Source organism: Streptomyces sp. NPDC016459 (assembly GCF_040632845.1).
In the GTDB taxonomy this organism is placed as follows: Bacteria; Actinomycetota; Actinomycetes; order Streptomycetales; family Streptomycetaceae; genus Streptomyces.
In genome coordinates, this window is record NZ_JBEYCR010000002.1 from 234,286 (window position 1) to 256,242 (window position 21,957).

The window sequence follows — 21,957 nt, forward strand, 5'->3', positions numbered from 1 at the left end:
AAGACTCGCTTATGCTGGAACGCATGATCGAGGCACGCCATCTCCGCGTCCTGCGCGCCGTCGCCGCCACCGGCTCCTTCTCGGCCGCCGCGCGCGAACTCGGCTGCACCCAGCCCGCCGTCAGCCAGCAGATGAAGGCCCTCGAAGCCTCCGCCGGCACGCCGCTGCTGATCCGCACCGGCCGCGAGACGCGCCTGACCCAGGCCGGGGAGGCCCTCGTCCGCCACGCCTCCGGCATCCTCGCCGGCCTTACCGCCGCCGAGGAGGAGGTCGCCGCCATCGCCGGGCTCAGGGCCGGCCGGGTCCGTCTCGTGTCCTTCCCCAGCGGCAGTTCCACCCTCGTCCCCACCGCGCTCGCCGCCCTGCGGGCCGCGCACCCCGGCACCCGTGTCTCGCTCGTCGAGGCCGAACCGCCGCGCTCGATCGAGATGCTCCGCGACGGCGACTGCGACGTGGCCCTCGCCTTCCGGTACGGAGCCGGCCAGGCCGAATGGGACGACCTGGTCGTCCGGCCGATCCTCGCCGACCGTCTGGTGGGCCTGGTCCCCGAGGGGCACCGGCTCGCCGACGCGGAGTCGGTGGGCATCGCGGAACTCGCGGAGGAGTCCTGGATCGCGGGCTGTCCGCGCTGCCGCCGTCAGCTCGTGGACGTCTGCGAGGAGGCGGGCTTCACCCCTCGTATCGACTTCGCCACCGACGACTACCCGGCCGTGGTGGGCCTCGTCGGCGCGGGCCTCGGCGTGGCCGTCCTGCCGGAGCTGGCCATCGAGTCCGTACGGCCCAAGGGGGCGCGGACCGTGGCCGTGGAGCCCGCCGTGGAGCGGGAGATCGTGGCCCTGACGCTGCCCGACCTCGCCATGGTCCCGGCCGTGGCCGCCACGCTCGACGAGCTGAGCCGCGCCGCCACGCGCGCGTAGGGAACGCGCGACGCGCGCGTGAGCGCGGTCCGAAGTGGGCGCGTCCCTTCTGTTCGGCTAGCTGAAAAAACGTTCCTTCACATACGCTCCACGATCGGCCGGCCCCCGGCCGACGCCGATGTCGTCATGGATGTCACGGAGGACGCGCCCGGCGCCGTCGTCGGCGCCGCGGTGATCAGGCGATTGCGCGCGCGTCCCATGAGCTCTTCGCGTTCGTCCTCGGTGAGGCCGCCCCATACGCCGTAGGGCTCCCGTACGGCGAGTGCGTGTGCCGCGCACTCCGCGCGTACCGGGCACCGCATGCAGACCTCTTTCGCCGAGTTCTCACGCGCACTCCGTGCCGCGCCGCGCTCTCCCTCCGGGTGGAAGAACAGGGAGCTGTCGACCCCGCGGCAGGCCGCGAGGAGTTGCCAGTCCCACAGATCGGCGTTGGGTCCGGGAAGGCGGGAGAAATCTGCCATTGCGCTAGTCCCCTTGAAACCGTGTCGAACGGATAGGTGGGCGGGTGGATGGCTGATGCCCGGGGCTCCTCGTGTTCCCGCGGGTCCGGGTCGGTACACCTACTGTCTAAGTAGATGTAAATATGACTCATTGCGAATCTAGCCACAGACACTGCGAAAAGGGAAGAAATCCCGCTAAATGGGGCAGTCCGCCTCGATCAGGGACAGAAGGCTCGCGTCGCTCTCCTCCGCGCACGGCCCCTCACGTAGAGTGCCGAAGGCTGCCGTCCGACCCGTAACTCTTTCGAGTGACCGTCGTTGAGTGTGCGGAGGCGGTTGAAGGAACAAGCGCTCGGGCAGGTGTCCGAGAGCGTCAATCGCACAGGTGACGATTACGTACAGCCCTGGAGGCTCAAGGTGACGCGCAACAGCTGCGAGAGCCGCGGAGGTCACGCATGACATCCGTCCTCGTCTGCGACGACTCCCCGCTTGCCCGAGAGGCGCTCCGCCGCGCGGTCGCGACCGTGCCCGGCGTCGAGCGCGTGACCACCGCGGCCAACGGCGAGGAAGTCCTCCGCCGCTGGGGCGCGGACCGCTCGGACCTGATTCTGATGGACGTGCGCATGCCCGGTCTGGGCGGCGTGGAGACCGTCCGCCGGCTGCTCTCCGCGGACCCCGGCGCCCGCATCATCATGCTCACGGTCGCCGAGGACCTCGACGGCGTCGCCCTCGCGGTCGCCGCCGGCGCCCGTGGCTATCTCCACAAGGACGCCTCGCGCGCCGAACTGCGGGCCACCGTCACCCAGGCGCTGGCCGACCCCACCTGGCGGCTCGCCCCGCGGCGGCTCCGTTCGGCCGAGATGGGCGCCGCGCCCACCCTCACCGCGCGCGAGATCCAGGTCCTCGAAGGCATGAGCCACGGCCGGTCCAACGCGGAGATCGGGCGCGAGCTCTTCCTCTCCGAGGACACCGTCAAGACCCATGCCCGACGTCTCTTCAAGAAGCTGGGCGCCTCGGACCGGGCGCACGCGGTCGCCCTCGGATTCCGCTGGGGCCTGGTCCGCTGAATCGCAGGTCACCGGCCATATCCCCGTCCTCGTCCGCGTCCGTCGTGGGGTGGACGGGGTGGGCTTGTGTCACTTCCCCGCCGTATGCCGCATCCTTGAGATGTGGAGTTCCTCGGGGACGAGTCGATCGAGCGGGAGGGGAGGGCGCGGGAGATGAGTTCCGGCGCACCTGCTCATAACGCTTCGGTGCACAACTACGGAGGCGGTGCCGCGAACGCGAAAGCGTCGGGGCACCATGGAGCGATGCGCGACGACGAGACCGCGGTGTCCCCCATGCCCTCCGGGCGCGGGGAGATCGGCGCGCTCGTCCACCGTGCCGTCGACGGCGACGCCCAGGCCACGCACGACCTGCTCGCGCGTGTCCACCCGCTCGCCCTGCGGTACTGCCGCACCCGTCTCAACAGGCTGCCGGGCGACGCCCGGCACTTCGTCGAGGACCTGGCCCAGGAGGTCTGCGTCGCCGTCCTCATGGCGCTGCCCCGCTACAAGGACACGGGCAGGCCCTTCGAGGCCTTCGTCTTCGCCATCGCGGGACACAAGGTCGCCGACCTCCAGCGGGCCGCCATGCGGCACCCGGGGTCCACGGCCGTCCCCTCCGACGAGATGCCCGAGCGGCCCGACGACTCCCTCGGCCCCGAGGAGCGCGCGCTCCTGAGCGACGACGCCGAGTGGGCCAAGAAGCTGCTCGCCAACCTGCCGGAGAACCAGCGCGAACTGCTCGTGCTCCGCGTCGCGGTCGGCCTCACCGCCGAGGAGACCGGGCAGATGCTCGGCATGTCCCCCGGTGCCGTCCGGGTCGCCCAGCACCGTGCGCTCAGCAGGCTCAGGGCGCTGGCCGAGCAGTAAGCCTCGGTGGGCCCCGTCATCCCTTTCGTACACGTGCGAACGTCCAAAGCTTCCCGCTGATCTTGCTCGTGGAATGAGACACCGCTTCGGCCCGTTAGCATGGACGTCCCGCACCGATCAAGGCCATTTGGGAAGGTGTCATGACTGCCAACGTCGACGGAGTGCCCGAGAAATTCGCGACACTCGGGCTGACCTACGACGACGTGCTGCTGCTGCCGGGCGCGTCCGACATGGCGCCCGACCAGATCGACACCGCCTCGTACATCTCCAAGAACGTGCGGGTGAACATCCCGCTGCTCTCCGCCGCGATGGACAAGGTCACCGAGTCCCGCATGGCGATCGCCATGGCGCGACAGGGCGGTGTCGGAGTCCTGCACCGCAACCTCTCCATCGCCGACCAGGCCAACCAGGTCGACCTGGTCAAGCGCTCCGAGTCCGGCATGGTCACCGACCCGATCACGGTCCACCCGGACGCGACGCTGGGCGAGGCCGACGCGATCTGCGCCAAGTTCCGCATCAGCGGCGTCCCGGTCACCGACCAGGCCGGCAAGCTCCTCGGCATCGTCACCAACCGGGACATGGCCTTCGAGTCGGACCGCAGCCGCCAGGTGCGCGAGGTCATGACCCCGATGCCGCTGGTCACCGGCAAGGTCGGCATCTCCGGCGTGGACGCCATGGAGCTGCTCCGCCGCCACAAGATCGAGAAGCTGCCGCTGGTCGACGACACCGGCATCCTCAAGGGCCTCATCACGGTCAAGGACTTCGTCAAGGCCGAGAAGTACCCGAACGCCGCCAAGGACAAGGAAGGCCGCCTGCTCGTCGGCGCGGCCGTCGGTGTCGCCGGTGACGCGTTCGAGCGTGCCCAGGCCCTGATCGAGGCGGGCGTCGACTTCATCGTCGTCGACACCGCCCACGGCCACTCCCGTCTGGTCGGCGAGATGGTCGCCAAGATCAAGTCGAACTCCTCGGTCGACGTCATCGGCGGCAACATCGCCACCCGCGACGGCGCCCAGGCGCTGATCGACGCCGGTGTCGACGGCATCAAGGTCGGCGTGGGCCCCGGCTCCATCTGCACCACCCGCGTGGTCGCCGGCATCGGCGTCCCGCAGGTCACCGCGATCTACGAGGCCTCCCTCGCCGCCAGGGCGGCGGGCGTCCCGGTCATCGGCGACGGCGGTCTGCAGTACTCCGGCGACATCGCGAAAGCACTGGTCGCCGGTGCCGACACGGTGATGCTCGGCTCGCTGCTCGCGGGCTGCGAGGAGTCCCCGGGCGAGCTGCAGTTCATCAACGGCAAGCAGTTCAAGTCGTACCGCGGCATGGGCTCGCTCGGCGCCATGCAGTCCCGTGGCGAGCAGCGCTCCTTCTCCAAGGACCGCTACTTCCAGGAGGGCGTGGCCTCCGACGAGAAGCTCGTGCCCGAGGGCATCGAGGGCCAGGTGCCCTACCGCGGCCCGCTCTCGGCCGTCGTCCACCAGCTGGTGGGCGGTCTGCGCCAGTCGATGTTCTACGTCGGCGGCCGCACGGTTCCGGAGCTCCAGGCGAACGGCCGCTTCGTCCGCATCACCTCGGCGGGTCTCAAGGAGAGCCACCCGCACGACATCCAGATGACGGTCGAGGCGCCGAACTACAGCAGGAAGTAACACAGCGCGACGCGTGGGGGCGGTTCCGGCATGTGGCCGGAACCGCCCCCCACGCTTGTGTCGGGGATACTGGTAGGCGCAGACGTAGAGGGAAAGGCCACACATCGTGACTGAGATCGAGATCGGGCGCGGCAAGCGCGGCCGCAGGGCGTACGCGTTCGACGACATCGCCATCGTCCCGAGCCGGCGCACCCGGGACCCGAAGGAGGTCTCGATCGCCTGGCAGATCGACGCCTACCGGTTCGAGCTGCCGTTCCTGGCCGCGCCGATGGATTCGATCGTCTCGCCGCAGACGGCCATCCGCATCGGCGAGCTGGGCGGCCTGGGCGTCCTCAACCTGGAGGGCCTCTGGACCCGGTACGAGGACCCGCAGCCGCTGCTGGACGAGATCGCCGAGATGGACGAGGCGACCGCGACCCGCCGTCTGCAGGAGATCTACGCGGCCCCGATCAAGGAAGAGCTGATCGGGCAGCGCATCAAGGAGGTGCGCGACTCCGGTGTCGTCACCGCCGCCGCGCTCTCCCCGCAGCGCACCGCGCAGTTCTCGAAGGCCGTCGTCGACGCCGGTGTGGACATCTTCGTCATCCGCGGTACGACGGTCTCCGCCGAGCACGTCTCGGGCGCGGCCGAGCCGCTGAACCTGAAGCAGTTCATCTACGAGCTCGACGTCCCGGTCATCGTCGGCGGCTGCGCCACCTACACCGCGGCCCTGCACCTGATGCGCACCGGCGCGGCGGGTGTCCTCGTCGGCTTCGGCGGCGGCGCGGCGCACACCACGCGCAACGTGCTCGGCATCCAGGTCCCGATGGCGACCGCGGTCGCCGACGTGGCCGCGGCCCGCCGTGACTACATGGACGAGTCCGGCGGCCGGTACGTGCACGTCATCGCCGACGGTGGTGTCGGCTGGTCCGGCGACCTGCCGAAGGCCATCGCCTGCGGCGCCGACTCGGTCATGATCGGCTCCCCGCTGGCCCGCGCCACGGACGCGCCCGGCAAGGGCCACCACTGGGGCATGGAGGCCGTCCACGAGGACGTGCCGCGCGGCAAGCTGGTCGACCTGGGCATCGTCGGCACCACCGAGGAGATCCTCGCCGGCCCGTCGCACATCCCGGACGGCTCGATGAACTTCTTCGGCGCCCTGCGCCGCTCGATGGCGACGACGGGCTACAGCGAGCTCAAGGAGTTCCAGCGCGTCGAGGTCACGGTCGCGGACGCCCAGCACAAGCGCTGACACCCGTCCCTTACGCGAAGGGGCCCCGCACCGACCGTGGTGCGGGGCCCCTTTCGTGCGCTATCCGGCACTTTGCGCGGGCTCTCGCGTGGTCCTCGCGTGGTCCTCACGTGCTCCTCACCTGCTCAGAGGCGGTGGGCCGCGCCGGCCGGGGTGGCTCCTCTGGTGTCGAGCAGGAGTTGGGCCTTGACCGAGAGGCCCTGGAGGTCGTAGGTGCGGTGGTGCTGGAGCAGGACCGTCAGGTCGGCGTGGGCGGCGGCCTCGTAGAGGGAGTCGGCGCGGGGGACGGGCAGGTCGCGGACGCGCCAGTCGGGGACGAGCGGGTCGTGGTAGCTGACGGCCGCGCCCAGGTCCATGAGGCGGCGGGCGATCTCGTCGGCGGGGGAGCCCTGGCGGTCGGACAGGTCCGGCTTGTACGTGATGCCCAGGAGGAGGATCCGGGCACCGCGGGCCGACTTGCCGTGCTCGTTGAGCAGGGTGGCGGCGCGCTGGACGACGTACCGCGGCATGCGTTCGTTGACCTGGCCGGCGAGTTCGACGAGGCGGAGCGGGCGGTGCGCTCCTACGGTGTCGACGGGGGCACCGTGGCCGCCGACGCCCGGGCCCGGCCGGAAGGCCTGGAAGCCGAAGGGTTTGGTCTCGGCGCAGCGGATGACGTCCCACAGGTCGACGCCGAGTTCGTGGCAGAGCACCGACATCTCGTTGACCAGGGCGATGTTGACGTGCCGGAAGTTGGTCTCCAGGAGCTTGACCGTCTCCGCCTCCCGGGGGCCACGCGCGCGTACCACCTTGTCGGTGAGCCGGCCGTAGAAGGCGGCCGCGGATTCGGTGCAGGCCGGGGTGAGGCCGCCGATGACCTTGGGGGTGCCGGCGAAGCCGTGGGTACGGCTGCCGGGGTCGAGGCGGCCGGGGGAGTACGCGAGGTGGAAGTCGCGTCCTGCACGCAGGCCCGAGCCCGTTTCCAGGAGGTCGCGGAGCAGGCCTTCGGTGGTCCCTGGCGGGACCGGCGACTCGAGGAGGACGGTGGTGTGGGGGCGCAGCCGCGCCGCGAGCACGCGCGCGGAGTCGGTGACGGCGGTGAGGTCGAGCGCGCGGTCGGGGCCGAGGGGGGTCGGCGCGCAGAGGACGGCGGTGCGGACCCGGCCGAGCTCGGTGGGGTCGGCGGTCGGCCGGAAGCCGCCGGAGAGCATCCGACGGATCTCGGGGACGGTGAGCGAGCCGTCGACGGGGGAGCGGCCTGCGGTGAGCTCGGCGACGGGGCGTGGGTCGGTGTCGTAGCCGATGGTGCCGATGCCTGCGGCGGTGGCGGCCTGGGCGAGGGGGAGTCCGTGGTGGCCGAGGCCGATGACGGCGAGATCAGCGGGCATGGGGGTGGGCCGTCCTTCCCAGTAGCCGGAGGGGACGCGAGGCGCAAGCCCGGTGGACAGAACGGGTCGAGCGCAATGTCAGACTAGGCGTAAATATGACCGATATGCGGCATTGTGCGGTCGAAGGTCGCCGAGTGTTATCCACAGGTCGGCCGTGAGGCGGTGGCTGAAGTCGCGGGGGCGGGACAGAATCGAGCTGTGAGCCGGACCACACGGGCCCGGTTCGCGGCACGTGTGCGCGGGGCTGGTGTGCGTACGGCGTGTGCGGGACAGACGGGGGACGACGGGAGGCGGCAGCCATGAGGACAGCGACACTGGGACCCGCAGAGCGCGCCGAAGCGCTGGCGGCGATGGCGGAGCGCGAGCTGGACGTACTGGTCGTCGGCGCCGGAGTGGTCGGCGCGGGGACGGCACTCGACGCCGTCACGAGAGGCCTCTCCACCGGCCTCGTCGAGGCGCGCGACTGGGCCTCCGGCACGTCGAGCCGGTCGAGCAAACTCATCCACGGCGGCCTGCGCTACCTGGAGATGCTGGACTTCGCCCTGGTCAGGGAGGCCCTCAAGGAGCGCGGCCTGCTCCTGGGGCGGCTCGCGCCCCATCTGGTGAAGCCGGTCCCGTTCCTCTACCCGCTCCAGCACAAGGGCTGGGAGCGGTTCTACGCGGGCTCCGGCGTCGCGCTGTACGACGCGATGTCCCTCTCCTCGGGCCACGGCCGGGGGCTCCCCGTCCACCGGCACCTCTCCCGAAGCGGCGCCCTGCGGGTCGCCCCCTGCCTCAAGAAGGACGCCCTGGTCGGCGCCCTCCAGTACTACGACGCCCAGATGGACGACGCGCGCTTCGTCACCACCCTCGTCCGCACCGCGGCCTCCTACGGCGCCCTGGCCGCGAGCAGGGCCCGTGTCACCGGCTTCCTGCGCGAGGGGGAGCGGGTCGTCGGCGCCCGCGTCCAGGACGTCGAGGCCGGCGTGGCGTACGAGATCCGCGCCCGCCAGATCGTCAACGCCACCGGCGTGTGGACCGACGACACCCAGGCCCTCATCGGGGAGCGCGGCCAGTTCCACGTCCGCGCCTCCAAGGGCATCCACCTCGTCGTCCCCAAGGACCGCATCCACTCCACCACCGGCCTCATCCTGCGCACCGAGAAGTCCGTGCTCTTCGTGATCCCATGGGGCCGTCACTGGATCGTCGGCACCACCGACACCGAATGGGACCTCGACAAGGCCCACCCGGCCGCGTCCAGCGCGGACATCGACTACCTCCTGGAGCATGTGAACACGGTGCTCGGCACCCCGCTCACCCGCGACGACGTCGAAGGCGTCTACGCGGGCCTGCGGCCCCTGCTCGCCGGCGAGTCGGACGCCACGAGCAAGCTCTCGCGCGAACACACCGTCGCCCACCCGGTCCCCGGCCTGGTCGTGGTGGCCGGCGGCAAGTACACGACGTACCGCGTCATGGCCAAGGACGCCGTCGACGAGGCGGTGCACGCCCTCGATCAGCGTGTCGCCCCCTGCGTCACCGAGGACACCCCGTTGCTCGGCGCCGAGGGGTACCGGGCCCTGTGGAACGCGCGGGCCAGGATCGCCGCGCGGACCGGCCTCCATGTCGTCCGGGTCGAGCATCTCCTCAACCGCTACGGCTCCATGACGGAGGAGATCCTCGACCTGATCGCCGAGGACCCGGCACTCGGCGAGCCGCTAGCGGCAGCCGACGACTACCTGCGCGCAGAAATCGTCTACGCGGCCTCGCACGAGGGCGCGCGCCACCTCGACGACGTCCTGACCCGGCGGACCCGGATCTCCATCGAGACCTTCGACCGCGGCACGCTCAGCGCCCGCGAGTGCGCGGAGCTCATGGGCCCGGTCCTCGACTGGGACGAGCACCAGATCGAGAAGGAGGTCGAGCACTACCGGAAGCGGGTCGAGGCGGAGCGGGAGTCGCAGCGGCAGCCCGACGACCTGACGGCGGACGCCGCCCGGCTCGGGGCGCCGGACATCGTGCCGATCTGACAGGACCTCGGGCGCACGCGTCGGGTGGGAACCTGGGGGCGTGCGGGGGCGTCGTCAATCCCGGAGTACGGACCCGGGGGCGCCGCCCGTCCCGAGGTGAGGGACAATGGCCTCTCTTCCAGGGCGGGTTACCGCATCGGGCGGAAAGCGGCAGACGCGGCGGAGATCAGGGATCGCAGAGGGGACGCATGTCGGAGGCGGAGCAGTCGCGGGACAAGGCGAAGGACCCCGGGCGGGACGCCGCCGCGGGGGCCGCCACCGAGGGCGACCGAGGAGCGGTCCCGGCCGCGCGTGAACCGGTGCGGGACACGGTGCGGGACGCGAAGGACCCGCAGGTCAGGCGGGGTGCGGGCGAGGCCGGCAACCCGGCGGGCACCGGCAACACGGCAGGCACTGGCGAGGCGCAGGGCGCGCGGGGTTCGGAGGACGCTGTGGGAGCTGCGGGCTCGGACGGTTCGGGCGGCGTGGGCGGTGCGGCTGGTTCGGGCGGTCCGGCTGGTTCGGGTGCCTCGGGCGGTTCGGGTGACGCGGGTCGTCCGGCTGGTGCGGGCGGCTCGGGTGGCTCGGTCGGTTCGGGTGGTTCGGCCGGTTCGGTCGGTGCGGGCGGTTCGACGGGCGCGGCTGACGGCGCGGGCTCTGACGGCGTGTCGTCTGACGGCGCGGCGGGTTCGGGCGGGAGCCGGGGCGAGGACACCGGTGCGGCGGGGAGGCTGCGCGGGACCGAGCCGTCGACCGGACGCGCCGGGTTCGGCGCGGGCGACGGTGACGGCGAGAGCGGCCGCCGGCCGGCGCCGGGCACCGCGCGCGGCGCCGGCGGCGACAGGCCGCGCAAGGCCCCGGCCGGAGAGGGCCGCCTCCTGGCGGGCCGTTACCGCCTCGGCGTGGTCCTCGGACGCGGCGGCATGGGCACCGTGTGGCGCGCGGTCGACGAGACCCTCGGCCGTACCGTCGCCGTGAAGGAACTCCGCTTCCCCACCAGCATCGACGAGGACGAGAAGCGCCGCCTCATCACCCGGACCCTGCGCGAGGCGAAGGCCATCGCCCGGATCCGCAACAACGGCGCCGTGACCGTGTACGACGTCGTCGACGAGGACGACCGCCCGTGGATCGTCATGGAGCTGATCGAGGGCAAGTCCCTCGCGGACGCCGTCCGCGAGGACGGCACGCTCACGCCCCTGCGCGCCGCCGAGGTCGGCCTGGCCATCCTCGACGTGCTGCGTTCGGCACACCGCGAGGGCATCCTGCACCGCGACGTGAAGCCGTCCAACGTCCTGATCGCCGATGACGGCCGGGTCGTCCTCACCGACTTCGGCATCGCCCAGGTGGAGGGTGACCCCTCGATCACCTCCACCGGCATGCTCGTCGGCGCCCCCTCGTACATCTCGCCGGAGCGCGCCCGCGGCCACAAGCCCGGCCCCGCGGCCGACATGTGGTCGCTCGGCGGGCTCCTGTACGCGGCGGTCGAGGGCAGCCCGCCGTACGACAAGGGCTCCGCCATCGCCACCCTCACGGCGGTGATGACCGAGTCGGTCGACCCGCCGAAGAACGCCGGACCCGAGCTCGAGAAGGTCATCTACGGTCTCCTCGCCAAGGACCCGGCGCAGCGGCTCGACGACGCCGGCGCGCGCGTCCTGCTGCGTGCCGTGCTCGACGCGCCCACGGTGGCGACGCCCGAGACCTCCCCCGAGGCCACCATGGTCGTACCGCTGCCGCCGCGTCCCGAGCGGACGCCGGTGGTCCCGGCCGCCGACCGGGGCGGCGCGCCCGACGCGGCCGCCGACCGGATGCGGGGCGCCCTGAAGTCCGTGCGCAACGCGGCGGCCTCCGTGAAGGCCGATCCCGCGGCGGGTGCGCGGTCGAGGACGGGCGCCGGTGCGCGTACGAGTGCGGGCGACCCCGCACGGCGCGGAGGGGGCCGCCCGGTCGCGGCCCGCGCTCCGCTGACCGATGTCGTACCGCGCCGCACGCTGGTGATCATCGCCGCCGTCGTCGTCATCGCCCTGCTCGGAACGATCTTCGCGGTCTCCCTCAGCGGTGGCGGGGACGAGAACAACCAGGGCAAGGAGACCGGCGGAACCACGGCTTCGGCCGGCGCCTCGGCCGGCGGTGACGCCTCCGGCGGATCCGGCGGCTCCGACGGTGGCAAGGGCCAGACGCCCGGCGGCCCCGGCCAGCAGGGCGGCGCGCAGCCCGGAGACAACGGCGCCACGGGATCCACGGGGACCAACGGCGCGACGGGTTCCACCGGAGGGTCGAACGGCAACGGCGTCACGCCGTCCGGCAAGCCCGGCGGAGGCACGGGCGCGCAGCTCCCCGCGGGCTACAGCCTCGTCACCAACGAGCGCTGGCACTTCTCCATGGCGATGCCGTCGACCTTCACGGTGCGCGCCATACCGGGCTACAGCGGCGGCGGGATATTCAGCGAGAGCGGAGGCTTCCCGCGCGTCCAGGTCGACTTCAACGCCAGCCCGAAGGACGACGCCGCGGCCGCCTGGGAGCTGGGCAAGATAGGTGTCTCCGCCACCAGCAAGGGCTACAAGCACGTCGGCATCAGGACGGTCTCGTACAAGGGCTACCCGACCGTCGCCGACTGGGAGTTCGAGCGCGTCCAGCAGGGCATGCGCGTCCATGTGCTCAACCGCGGCTTCAAGGTGGACGCCAAGCACGGCTACTCCATCATGATCAGCTGCAAGGCGGAGGAGTGGAATGGTGCGGAGTGCCGGACGCTGCGGGAGACGGCGTTCGCCACGTTCAGCCCCAAGGACTGACCGGCGCACGTATCGTGAGAGTTCGAGGACCGTTCGCAGCCGAAAAGAACCGTTAACTGCGCGGTGCCGGACCGGAATTGTCGGACTCGCGTGATCCCGCCCGATCCTGAGGGATCCGCGGGCCCACGCGGGACAGTGTGCGCGCGTGGGGAGGCGTCATGGACGACTACGCGGGAAGGGTGCTCGCGGACCGCTACCGCCTGCCGGTGCCACCGGCGGGCGCGGACGTGTACGACCCGACCGAGACGCGCGCCTTCGACACGTACAGCGGGCAGGAGGTCCTGGTCCGCCAGGTGCCGCTGCCGGAGTTCGTCGACGCCGAGGTGGTCGACGACGAGGGCGACCGGGCAGGTCCCCACGGCGGCGGCGGGGGGCGGGCGACCCGCCGTCCGGCCGAGCCCGTCGTCCGCCGGGCGATCGAGGCGGCCCAGGCCGCCGCGCAGATCCCCGACCACCCTCTCCTCGACCAGGTCTTCGATGTCTTCGCGGAGGCTGGCTCGCTGTGGATAGTGAGCGAACGCGTGGCGGCCAGACCGCTGTCCGCGCTCCTCGCCGAGCGTCCCCTGAACCCCTACCGTGCCGCCGAGATCGGCGCCGACGTCCTCACCGCCCTGCGCGCGCTCCACGCCCACGGCTGGGTCCACCGGAACATCACCTCCCGGACCGTACTCGTCTGCGACGACGGCCGTGTGGTCCTCACGGGCCTCGCGGTAGGCGCCGCGGAGGAGGCGCTCTGCGGGTACGCGCCGGTGCCGGAGGACCAGGGAGCGGAGCCGGGGCCGCATACGACGGACGAGCGGATCGCCTACGGGGCGGACGAGACCGAGGTACCGGGGGAGGACCAGGACTACGGCCACGGCGTCGACACGTACGGCCCGGACGCCTACCCCGCCGAGCCGTACGGCCCTGACACGTACGACCTGGACGACGCGCACGGTCCTGATACGCACGGTCCTGATGCGTACCACCCCGAGTCCTACGCCCCCGAGTCCTACGCCCCTGAGCCCTCAGGCCCCGATACCTACGGCCCGGACACCTACGCAGCCGAGTCGTACGGCCGTGACGCGTATGGCCGTGACACGTACGGTCCGGACACCTACGGCCCGGACGCCTCCCCGGCCGAGTCGTACCGCCCCGACACCTACGGCCCCGAGTCGTATGGTCCCGACATCTACGGCCCCGAGTCGTACGGGCCCGACACCTACGCCGCCGACTCGTACGGTCCCGACGCGTACGACCCCGACCCCGCCGGCCCCGGCGACGCCCACCCCGACCCCGACGCGCCCGAGCCCGACGGTCTCCGGGCAGGCGACAGCGAGCCCCCCTACGGTGCCGACCCCTACGGGCGGTCCGTGCCGCACACCGCCGAGACGTCCCCCACCTCCGAGACGCAGCCCGCCGCCGCGCCGCCCACCGCCGACGTGCGGGCCGCACGGGCCGGGGCCATCGCCGCCTACCGGGCTGGCGCCCGCGCTGCGGCCAGGCTAAGTGAGACCGGGGCGCTCCCCGTCCAGCGCCCCGCGCCCCCGGAGCCGCCCGAGCCGCCCCCCGCACCGACCGCGCAGGCGGCCGGCGCGCCCGAGCCGCAGTGGTGGGCGCGGGTGGCGGACGAGGACGACGAGGACGACGGCGAGGAGCCGTACGGGGGTGGCCCACAGGCGGACCCGCCGCCGCGGGTGATGCTGGCCGGCAGCTGGAGCGACGGCCCGCACGCGTCCCGGGACGCTTCAGGGCCCATCCCCGCCGGGGGCGGTGGTGGTTCGGGTCGCGACCGCGGTCCCGTGCTGCCCGGTTCGGGCCGTCCGGCGCTGCCCGCCGGGTACCGGGCGGCGACACCCGACCCCGCGCGGCTCCCGGTCACCGTCGGCGGCCGGGAGGAAGCTCCGGTCACCGCTCGTGCCACCGTCCCCGCGCAGCCCGACCGCGGCCCCACGACCCGGCTCGCCGCCGAGCGGGCCCGCCAGACCCGTATCGCGGTCGTCGGCGCCGTCACCGAGCGCTGGGCGCCCGAGCAGGCCGGGCCCGTCCACGAGAACTGGCGGCTGGCCCCGCCGATCGGGCCCGCCACCGACCTGTGGGCGCTCGGCGCGCTCCTCTACCGGGCCGTCCAGGGCCACGCCCCCTACCCCGAGGACAGCGCCGCCGAGCTCGTCCAGCTGGTCTGCGCCGAACCGCCCGCCTTCGCCGAGGAGTGCGGTCCCCTCCGCCCGGTCGTGGAGTCGCTGCTGCGCCAGGACCCGACGGAGCGGCCCGACTTCGAGGAGCTGCGCGGCTGGCTGCGTTCCCTCGTGCGTTCGGCGCCGGAGCCGGAGGCCGGTGCCGGAGTCGTACCGCCGCCGTCCTTCGACGGGAAGCGGCTGCCGATCCTGCGCCGACGCGGCGAGCTGGTGCGCCGCCGGCGCGGGGGAGCGGGGGCGGGCCGCCACCGCCACAAGCGCGGCAAGGACCCGCGTCCGGCCCACCGCGAGGACGCTCACCCGCACGAGCGTGGCCCCGGCCCCGTACCGGCCGACGTCCGTGGGGAGTTCCGCGAGTCCGCACGCGAGTCCTCCCGCGAACCGTTCCATGAGCCGTATCAGGAGTCGTTCCCCGAGGAGATTCCGCAGCGCGCCCCCCAGTCGCCCCGCGGCCCGCGTCCGTCGTCCTCCCGGCCCCCCGGCTCCCCGCGCGCCCTCGGCCGTACGCTCCTGCTCCTCGTCCTCCTCCTGCTCGGCGGCGCCGTCGCGTACGCCGTCCTCTTCCTGCCCGGCGAGGGGGAGACGCCCACCGGACCGACCACTGGGGCGACCACCGGGGCCGGCCGGACGCCGGCCACCACCGCGCCGAAGCCGACGAGCCGTCCGTCCGCGAGCACGGCGTCGCCGTCCGCCGCGCCGCGCACCACCCCGCCCGCCGCGGACCCCTCGGCTCCCGCGTTGGCCGCCGGGTACGCGCTGAGCCAGGACCCGGAGGGGTTCCGGATCGGGGTGCCGAACGGATGGCGACGCAACCCGATCAACGACGCCGGGCAAGTGCGCTTCGTCGGCGGCGACTTCACGATGATCGTGGTGCCCGGCCGGGACAGCGTCCGTGACAACGGCTCCGATCCGCTGGAGTACCAGAGCACGCGGGAACGCGAACTGGAGCCGTGGCGGACGTCGAGCTGGTCGCGGGTGGAGAAGGCCCGGCGGGTGGACATCGGGCGGACTCCGACGGCCGAGGGCCAGTACGTCTGGCTGGACGGCACGGGCCGCGAGGTGTTCGTGCGCAATCTCGCCCGGATCGACGGCGGGCGGTACTACGTCGTGCTCGTCATCGGCCCCGACAGTGAGCGCGACAAGGTCTCGGAGATCTTCGGGGAGGCCACCAAGGCGTTCCGGCCGGGGCGCTGAACCGGCCGAGCAGGGGTCGAGCCTCGGCGGAGCAGGCGCGGAGGCCCGGCCGGGGCGCCGGTCCGAGCGACGGAACGCCACCAGCCCCCGGTCACAGTGCTGTTCCTATGAGCGCCCCGAGGTTCCGCCGCCCGTGCCCCCCTCCGTAACCTGGCATCCGAAGGAACGGGCGGGGGCAAGTGGAACATTCTCAGAGCACAGGATCGGGGCTGTTGCTGGCCGGTCGCTACCGGTTGGGCGAGTCCATCGGGCGCGGCGGCATGGGCAAGGTCTGGCGCGCCCACGACGAGGTGCTGCACCGCGTGGTGGCCGTCAAGGAGTTGACGGCGGGCCGGTTCGTGGCGGAGGCCGACCGGCTCGTCCTGCACGCCCGTACGCAGAAGGAGGCACGGGCCGCCGCGCGGATCACGCACCCGGGTGTGGTGACCGTCCACGACGTCCTGGAGCACGACGACCGGCCGTGGATCGTGATGCAGTACGTCGACGGGCCCTCGCTCGCCGACGCCGCCAAGGAGGCGGGCCCGATCGAGCCCCGCGAGGCCGCCAGGATCGGGCTGCACGTCCTTGGCGCGCTGCGCGCCGCGCACGCGGCCGGGGTGCTGCACAGGGACGTCAAGCCGGGCAACGTGCTCCTCGCGCGCGACGGGCGCGTCCTGATCACCGACTTCGGGATCGCGGCGATCGAGGGGGACTCGACGATCACCCGTACCGGTGAACTCGTCGGCTCCATCGACTATCTGGCGCCCGAGCGGGTAAGGGGCGGCGACCCGGGCCCCGCCTCCGACCTCTGGTCCCTCGGCGCGACCCTGTACACGGCGGTGGAGGGCACGTCGCCGTTCCGCCGCACCTCCCCGATCAGCACCATGCAGGCCGTGGTGACCGAGGAGCCACCGCATCCGGGGAAGGCGGGTCCGCTGGCGCCCGTCATCGTGGCCCTGCTGCGCAAGGACCCGGCGCACCGTCCGCGCGCCGACGAGGCCGAGCGGATGCTGCTCGACGCGATGGAGGGGCGTACGCCGGAGGCGGCGCAGGCGTACGTGCCGACGCAGCGCGTGGGCAGGGAGCCGCTGGACACGGGGGGCGACCGGCCCGGCTCCCCCTTCGGAGCCGACCCGGTCGATCCGGGGGTGGAGGCCGGCGGGGCGCACCCGACGGGTCCCGCCTCCCGGCCGCCTTCCCCGGGCACGACACGGTTGTCGGCCCCGGGCGGGACGAGGCCGTCGACCCCCGGTACGACCGCGCAATGGCCCCACCAGCCGCACCAGTCCCATCAGACCCATCAGCCCCATCAGACCCACCAGTCGCCCGGGGCCCACCAGTCACACGGAACCCACCCCACCCCGGTGCCGTCCTCCCCGGCACCCGCCCGGGGCCGCTGGCGTACCGCCGTCCTCGCCGCCCTGCTCGCCGGGCTCGTCGCGGGCGGTGCCGTCTTCGCCGCGATGAACTACGCGGACGGCGACCGGCACGGCGTGGGCGACGGCGGGCGGACGGCGACCACCGGCCCCGCCTCCGCCACCCAGGGTGCAGCGCACGACGTGCCGCCCGGCTGGCACCGCGTCGACGACCCGGCCGGTTTCAGCCTCCTCGTACCGGACGGCTGGAAGCGGCAGACGGAGGGCGACCAGATCGACTACACGCCGGACAACGGCCGCCACCGCATCCGGATCAGCATCGACCCGAGCCCCGATTTCGAGAACCCGTACATGCACGCGCTCGACCTGGAGCGCGTCCTGGAGAACCGGATGGACTACACCCGGGTCAGGCTCGGCCAGGTCACCTACCGCGACCAGGTCCGCTCCGCCCAGTGGGAGTTCACCTGGACCGAGAGGAAGGACTTCCCCGGGCCGCGGCACGCGATCGACCTCATGTACTACGAGGACGACGGCACGGAGTACGCCCTCTACATGTCCTCGCCGGAGTCGAGCTGGGAGACCACCCGCGAGCAGTTCGACATCGTGCTCCAGCACTGGCGGGCGCCGGGCGACTGAGCCCTCGGGGAAATCTCCGGGGAGGGCTTCCGTCAGACGTAAGCCCCTGATCAGGGCTTATGTGCCAGTGATCGCTGGCGCGATGTGCGCGCCCGGTGAAAACGCGTTACCGACGGGTACCCAAAGGGCGGCACGCCGCTTACGCTCGCCCTCATGACGGACTCGCAGGCCCCCGCCGCCCTCTCGGTTCCCGACGCCCCCGCAGCGAAGGCCGGACCGGCCGCGCCCGCCGGTGCCACCAACCCGGTCGCGCCCGCGCCCGCCGGCGCGCGTACCGCCGCCGACGTCGTGACGCCCGAGGTGGTCGCCCGGCTCGTCCGGGGTGTCGTCGGCTCCGGCCGCACCGCCAACCACACCCCGTTCACCGGGGAGAAGCTGACGGACCTGCCCGAGTCCACCCCTGGGGACGTCGCCGAGGCCTTCACGCGCGCCCGTGTCGCCCAGGCCGCCTGGGCCGCCACCCCGGTCAGAAGCCGCGCCGCCGTCCTCCTCCGCTTCCACGACCTCGTCCTCCAGCGCCAGTCCGAGGTCCTCGACCTCATCCAGCTGGAGACGGGCAAGGCGCGCCTGCACGCCCACGAGGAGGTGCAGGCGGTGGCCGTCGCCGCCCGCCACTACGGCCGCAAGGCCTCCTCGTACCTGCGTCCCCGTCGCCACACGGGAGTCGTCCCGGCCCTCACCAAGGTCACCGAGCTGCGCCAGCCGCGCGGGGTCGTCGGCCAGATCGCCCCCTGGAACTACCCGCTCGAACTCTCCGTCGGCGACGCGCTCCCCGCCTTTGTCTCGGGCAACGCCGTCGTCATGAAGCCCGACACGGAGACCGCGCTGACCGCGCTGTGGGCTCGTGACCTGCTGATCGAGGCCGGACTCCCCGCCGAGGTCTTCCAGGTCGTCCTCGGCGAGGGCCCGGTCGTGGGCCCCGAGGTCGTCCGGCACGCCGACTACGTCTCCTTCACCGGCTCCACCCGCACCGGCCGCGAGGTCGCCAAGGGCGCCGCCGCCCGGCTCGTCGGCGTCTCCCTCGAACTCGGCGGCAAGAACGCGATGCTCGTCCTCGAGGACGCCGACGTCGAGAAGGCCGCCGCCGGCGCCGTCCGCGCCTGCTTCTCCTCCGCCGGCCAGCTCTGCATCTCCATCGAGCGCCTGTACGTGCACGAGTCGGTCGCCGACGACTTCCTCGCCCGTTTCGCCGCCCGTACCAAGGCCATGCGGCTCGGGAGCTCCCTCGCGTACGGGGCCGACATGGGCTCCCTCGTCGGCGAACGGCAGCTGGAGACGGTCACGAAGCACGTCGAGGAGGCCGTCGCCAAGGGCGCCACGCTCGTCGCCGGCGGCGTCGCACGCCCCGACATCGGCCCCCTGTTCTACGAGCCGACCATCCTCGACGGCGTCGAGGCGCCGATGGCGGTCTGCACCGAGGAGACATTCGGCCCGGTCGTCTCGATCTACCGCTTCCGTGACGAGGACGAGGTCATCGCCCTCGCCAACGCCACTCCGTACGGCCTGAACTCGTCCGTCTGGACGAAGGACTCGCGCCGGGGCCACGCCGTCGCGGCCCGCCTGCGCACCGGCACCGTCAACATCAACGAGGGGTACGCCCCCGCCTACGGCAGCGTGCAGTCCCCGATGGGCGGCATGAAGGACTCCGGGCTCGGCCGACGCCACGGCTCCGAGGGCATCCTCAAGTACACCGAGGCCCAGACCGTCGCCCAGCAACGGCTCATCCCGCTCGCGCCCTCCTTCGGGATGGACGACGAGAAGTACGCCGCGTTCATGAGCGTGTCCCTGAAGGCGATGAAGGCCCTGCGCCTGCGCTGACGCCCTTTCCTTTTCACACCTTTTCGTACGAGGAGAGCCATGACCGCGGTACCCCCTACCCAAAATCAGGAGCAGACGCAGGACGCCGCGTACGACTACGACGTCCTCGTCGTCGGCTCCGGCTTCGGCGGTTCGGTCACGGCCCTCCGTCTCACCGAGAAGGGTTACCGGGTCGGCGTCCTCGAGGCCGGGCGCCGCTTCACCCGCGCGACGCTGCCGAAGAACTCCTGGGACGTGAAGAACTTCCTGTGGGCCCCCGCGCTCGGTCTCTACGGCATCCAGCGCATCCACCTGCTCGGCAACGTCATGGTGCTCGCGGGCGCCGGCGTCGGCGGCGGCTCCCTCAACTACGCCAACACCCTCTACGAACCGCTGAAACCGTTCTTCGACGACCCGCAGTGGAAGGACATCACGGACTGGCAGGACGAGCTGCGGCCGTACTACGACCAGGCGAAGCGGATGCTCGGAGTCCGCCTCAATCCGACGATGACTCCCTCGGACGTCCACCTGAAGTCCACCGCGCAGTCCATGGGCATCGGCGACACCTTCCACATGGCCCCGGTCGGCGTCTTCTTCGGGGACGGGCAGGACGCGGACGGTACGGCGAGGGCGAAGCCCGGCGGGGAGGTCGCCGACCCCTACTTCGGCGGCGCGGGCCCGACCCGGCGCGCGTGCAGCGAGTGCGGCGAGTGCATGACCGGATGTCGCCACGGCGCCAAGAACACCCTCAACGAGAACTACCTCCACCTCGCCGAGAAGGCGGGTGCCGCCGTCCACCCCATGACCACGGTCGTCGCCGTCACCGAGGACTCCCGGGGCGGCTTCGCCGTCAAGACCCTGCCCACCGACCAGCGCAGGAAGGGCAGGGGGCGGACGTTCACCGCCCGCCGGGTGGTGATCGCGGCCGGCACGTACGGCACCCAGACCCTGCTGCACCGGATGAAGGACAGCGGACTGCTGCCCCGGATCTCGCCCCGGCTCGGGGAACTCACGCGCACCAACTCCGAGGGTCTCGTCGGCGCCCAGACCACCGACCGTCGCTATCGCAAGAAGTTCGGCAGCGCCTTCGGCAAGGAGAAGCCCGACTTCACCCGGGGCGTCGCCATCACCTCCTCGATCCACCCCGACGCCCACACCCACATCGAGCCGGTGCGGTACGGCAGGGGCTCCAACTCGATGGGCAGCCTGACCGTCCTCCAGGTGCCCTACGGGGCCCACCGGGTACGCAACTGGTTCCTCAACCTGGTCAGGCACCCCGCGCTCGCCGCCCGCTCCCTCTCCAACTGGCACTGGTCGGAGCGGACCATCATCGGCCTGGTCATGCAGTCCCTCGACAACTCCCTGACGACCTACCGCAAGCCCGGCGGGCTCGGAAAGGGCCTGCTCACCGCCCGCCAGGGGCACGGGGCGCCCAACCCCGTCCAGATCCCGGAGGCCACCCGGGCCGCCACCCTCCTCGCCGAGGAGATCAACGGCTTCGCCGGCTCCAACATCGGCGAACTCATGGGCACCCCGCTCACCGCCCACTTCCTGGGCGGCTGCCCGATCGGCGCCGACGCTGAGTCCGGCGTCATCGACCCGTACCACCGGCTCTACGGCCACCCGGGGATCTCCGTCGTCGACGGGGCGGCCGTCTCCGCCAACCTCGGCGTCAACCCGTCCCTGACGATCACCGCGCAGGCCGAGCGGGCCATGTCCTTCTGGCCCAACAAGGGCGAGGAGGACACCCGGCCACCGCAGGGCGAGGCGTACGTACGGCTCATGGCGGTCGAGCCGAAGTCCCCCGCTGTCCCGGCCGAGGCCTTCGGCGCCCTGCGGCTGCCGTTCCTCGGCCTGCCGACGGTCCCGCCGAAGAGCGTGTGAGGCGGCGGGCACCGTAGGAGACGGCCGGGCCCAAGCACAGGAAAGGGCGCTGCACCCCCCTCCGAGTGCAGCGCCCCAACCAGCTTTTTGGTGTTGCCGCATAGATGACCCGTGACCGACGGGATTGGTTGTAGCGATTGCACAGGAACTTTGTGTGACGCGCGTCACATTCCGTTCGGGGTGGTCCGCGCAGGCAAGAGCCCCGTGCCCGCGATTCCGCTCGCGACGGCACGGGGCCCTTGGGGTCGGCACCGGTGTCAGGGCAGCGGCGGTGCCGAACGGGGCGGCGCCGGGGGGTCGCGCCGCGTGGGGGAGGGAACGAAGGGGACCGGGAGGTGGAGAGGACGGGAGGATCGAGGGGTCGGCCGTTGCGGTCGGGCCCGGGCGTCCCCGGGACCGACCGCACTTGATGGGTGACCGGGCCGCTGTCCCCTGCTGCCCGGTCACAAGCGCTGGTGCGAGGTCCCACGACGTACCGGAGTACGCCACACGCCCCAGCGAAGCCACGCGTGGTTTCTTACGGGCCCGCCCCTGGCTGGCACGGACACCCGGACCAACGAAGCCGCGCCGGAGCCGGTCACGCGCCGTACGGGTGAGAGCGGGCCCGAACTCAGATGCGGGCACCCACT

Annotated in this window: 13 protein-coding genes; 11 read left to right on the forward strand and 2 right to left on the reverse strand. The window is 72.5% G+C overall.

Features of this window, described 5'->3' with window-relative positions; genetic code table 11:
• Window positions 1–23 precede the first annotated feature (23 nt).
• Window positions 24–917 (forward strand): LysR family transcriptional regulator, encoded by an 894-nt coding sequence (locus tag ABZ567_RS06735; RefSeq protein ID WP_360785405.1) that lies wholly within the window; start codon window positions 24–26, stop codon window positions 915–917.
• Between the two features lie 77 nt (window positions 918–994).
• Here the strand turns inward: ABZ567_RS06735 and ABZ567_RS06740 are convergent, their stop codons facing one another.
• A complete protein-coding gene (locus tag ABZ567_RS06740) occupies window positions 995–1,378 on the reverse strand; it encodes a WhiB family transcriptional regulator (RefSeq protein ID WP_360785406.1) in 384 nt (127 codons plus the stop codon).
• A 434-nt stretch (window positions 1,379–1,812) separates the two neighbouring features.
• Between ABZ567_RS06740 and ABZ567_RS06745 the strand changes: the two genes are divergently transcribed.
• The 4 genes from ABZ567_RS06745 to ABZ567_RS06760 all read left to right on the forward strand — a co-directional run bounded on the left by ABZ567_RS06745 (window position 1,813) and on the right by ABZ567_RS06760 (window position 6,144).
• Complete coding sequence (locus tag ABZ567_RS06745; RefSeq protein ID WP_003948568.1) at window positions 1,813–2,424, forward strand: response regulator transcription factor; 612 nt, start codon at window positions 1,813–1,815, stop codon at window positions 2,422–2,424.
• 243 nt (window positions 2,425–2,667) lie between these two features.
• Window positions 2,668–3,270 (forward strand): sigma-70 family RNA polymerase sigma factor, encoded by a 603-nt coding sequence (locus tag ABZ567_RS06750; RefSeq protein ID WP_360785408.1) that lies wholly within the window; start codon window positions 2,668–2,670, stop codon window positions 3,268–3,270.
• A 140-nt stretch (window positions 3,271–3,410) separates the two neighbouring features.
• On the forward strand, window positions 3,411–4,913 hold the full coding sequence (gene guaB, locus ABZ567_RS06755) for an IMP dehydrogenase (RefSeq protein ID WP_360785409.1): 1,503 nt from the start codon (window positions 3,411–3,413) through the stop codon (window positions 4,911–4,913).
• Window positions 4,914–5,019: 106 nt separating this feature from the next.
• A complete protein-coding gene (locus tag ABZ567_RS06760) occupies window positions 5,020–6,144 on the forward strand; it encodes a GuaB3 family IMP dehydrogenase-related protein (RefSeq protein WP_360785411.1) in 1,125 nt (374 codons plus the stop codon).
• A gap of 125 nt (window positions 6,145–6,269) precedes the next feature.
• Here the strand turns inward: ABZ567_RS06760 and ABZ567_RS06765 are convergent, their stop codons facing one another.
• The gene (locus ABZ567_RS06765) at window positions 6,270–7,511 is read right to left on the reverse strand and encodes a nucleotide sugar dehydrogenase (RefSeq protein ID WP_360785413.1); all 1,242 of its coding nucleotides are present in this window, start codon (window positions 7,509–7,511) and stop codon (window positions 6,270–6,272) included.
• 299 nt (window positions 7,512–7,810) lie between these two features.
• Between ABZ567_RS06765 and ABZ567_RS06770 the strand changes: the two genes are divergently transcribed.
• From ABZ567_RS06770 to ABZ567_RS06795, 6 genes are all read left to right on the forward strand, one after another.
• Window positions 7,811–9,517 carry a glycerol-3-phosphate dehydrogenase/oxidase gene (locus ABZ567_RS06770; protein WP_360785415.1) on the forward strand — a complete coding sequence of 569 codons (1,707 nt, stop codon included), beginning with the start codon at window positions 7,811–7,813 and terminating at the stop codon, window positions 9,515–9,517.
• 857 nt (window positions 9,518–10,374) lie between these two features.
• Window positions 10,375–12,285, forward strand: coding sequence for a protein kinase (locus tag ABZ567_RS06775; RefSeq protein WP_360786491.1), 1,911 nt, complete (start codon window positions 10,375–10,377; stop codon window positions 12,283–12,285).
• Between the two features lie 158 nt (window positions 12,286–12,443).
• Window positions 12,444–15,656 (forward strand): protein kinase, encoded by a 3,213-nt coding sequence (locus tag ABZ567_RS06780; RefSeq protein ID WP_360785417.1) that lies wholly within the window; start codon window positions 12,444–12,446, stop codon window positions 15,654–15,656.
• Window positions 15,657–15,835: 179 nt separating this feature from the next.
• Window positions 15,836–17,647 carry a protein kinase gene (locus ABZ567_RS06785; protein WP_360785419.1) on the forward strand — a complete coding sequence of 604 codons (1,812 nt, stop codon included), beginning with the start codon at window positions 15,836–15,838 and terminating at the stop codon, window positions 17,645–17,647.
• A gap of 153 nt (window positions 17,648–17,800) precedes the next feature.
• Window positions 17,801–19,465, forward strand: a complete 1,665-nt coding sequence (locus ABZ567_RS06790) for a succinic semialdehyde dehydrogenase (RefSeq protein ID WP_360785421.1) — start codon at window positions 17,801–17,803, stop codon at window positions 19,463–19,465.
• A 39-nt stretch (window positions 19,466–19,504) separates the two neighbouring features.
• Complete coding sequence (locus tag ABZ567_RS06795; RefSeq protein ID WP_360785422.1) at window positions 19,505–21,328, forward strand: GMC family oxidoreductase; 1,824 nt, start codon at window positions 19,505–19,507, stop codon at window positions 21,326–21,328.
• Window positions 21,329–21,957: the final 629 nt, after the last annotated feature.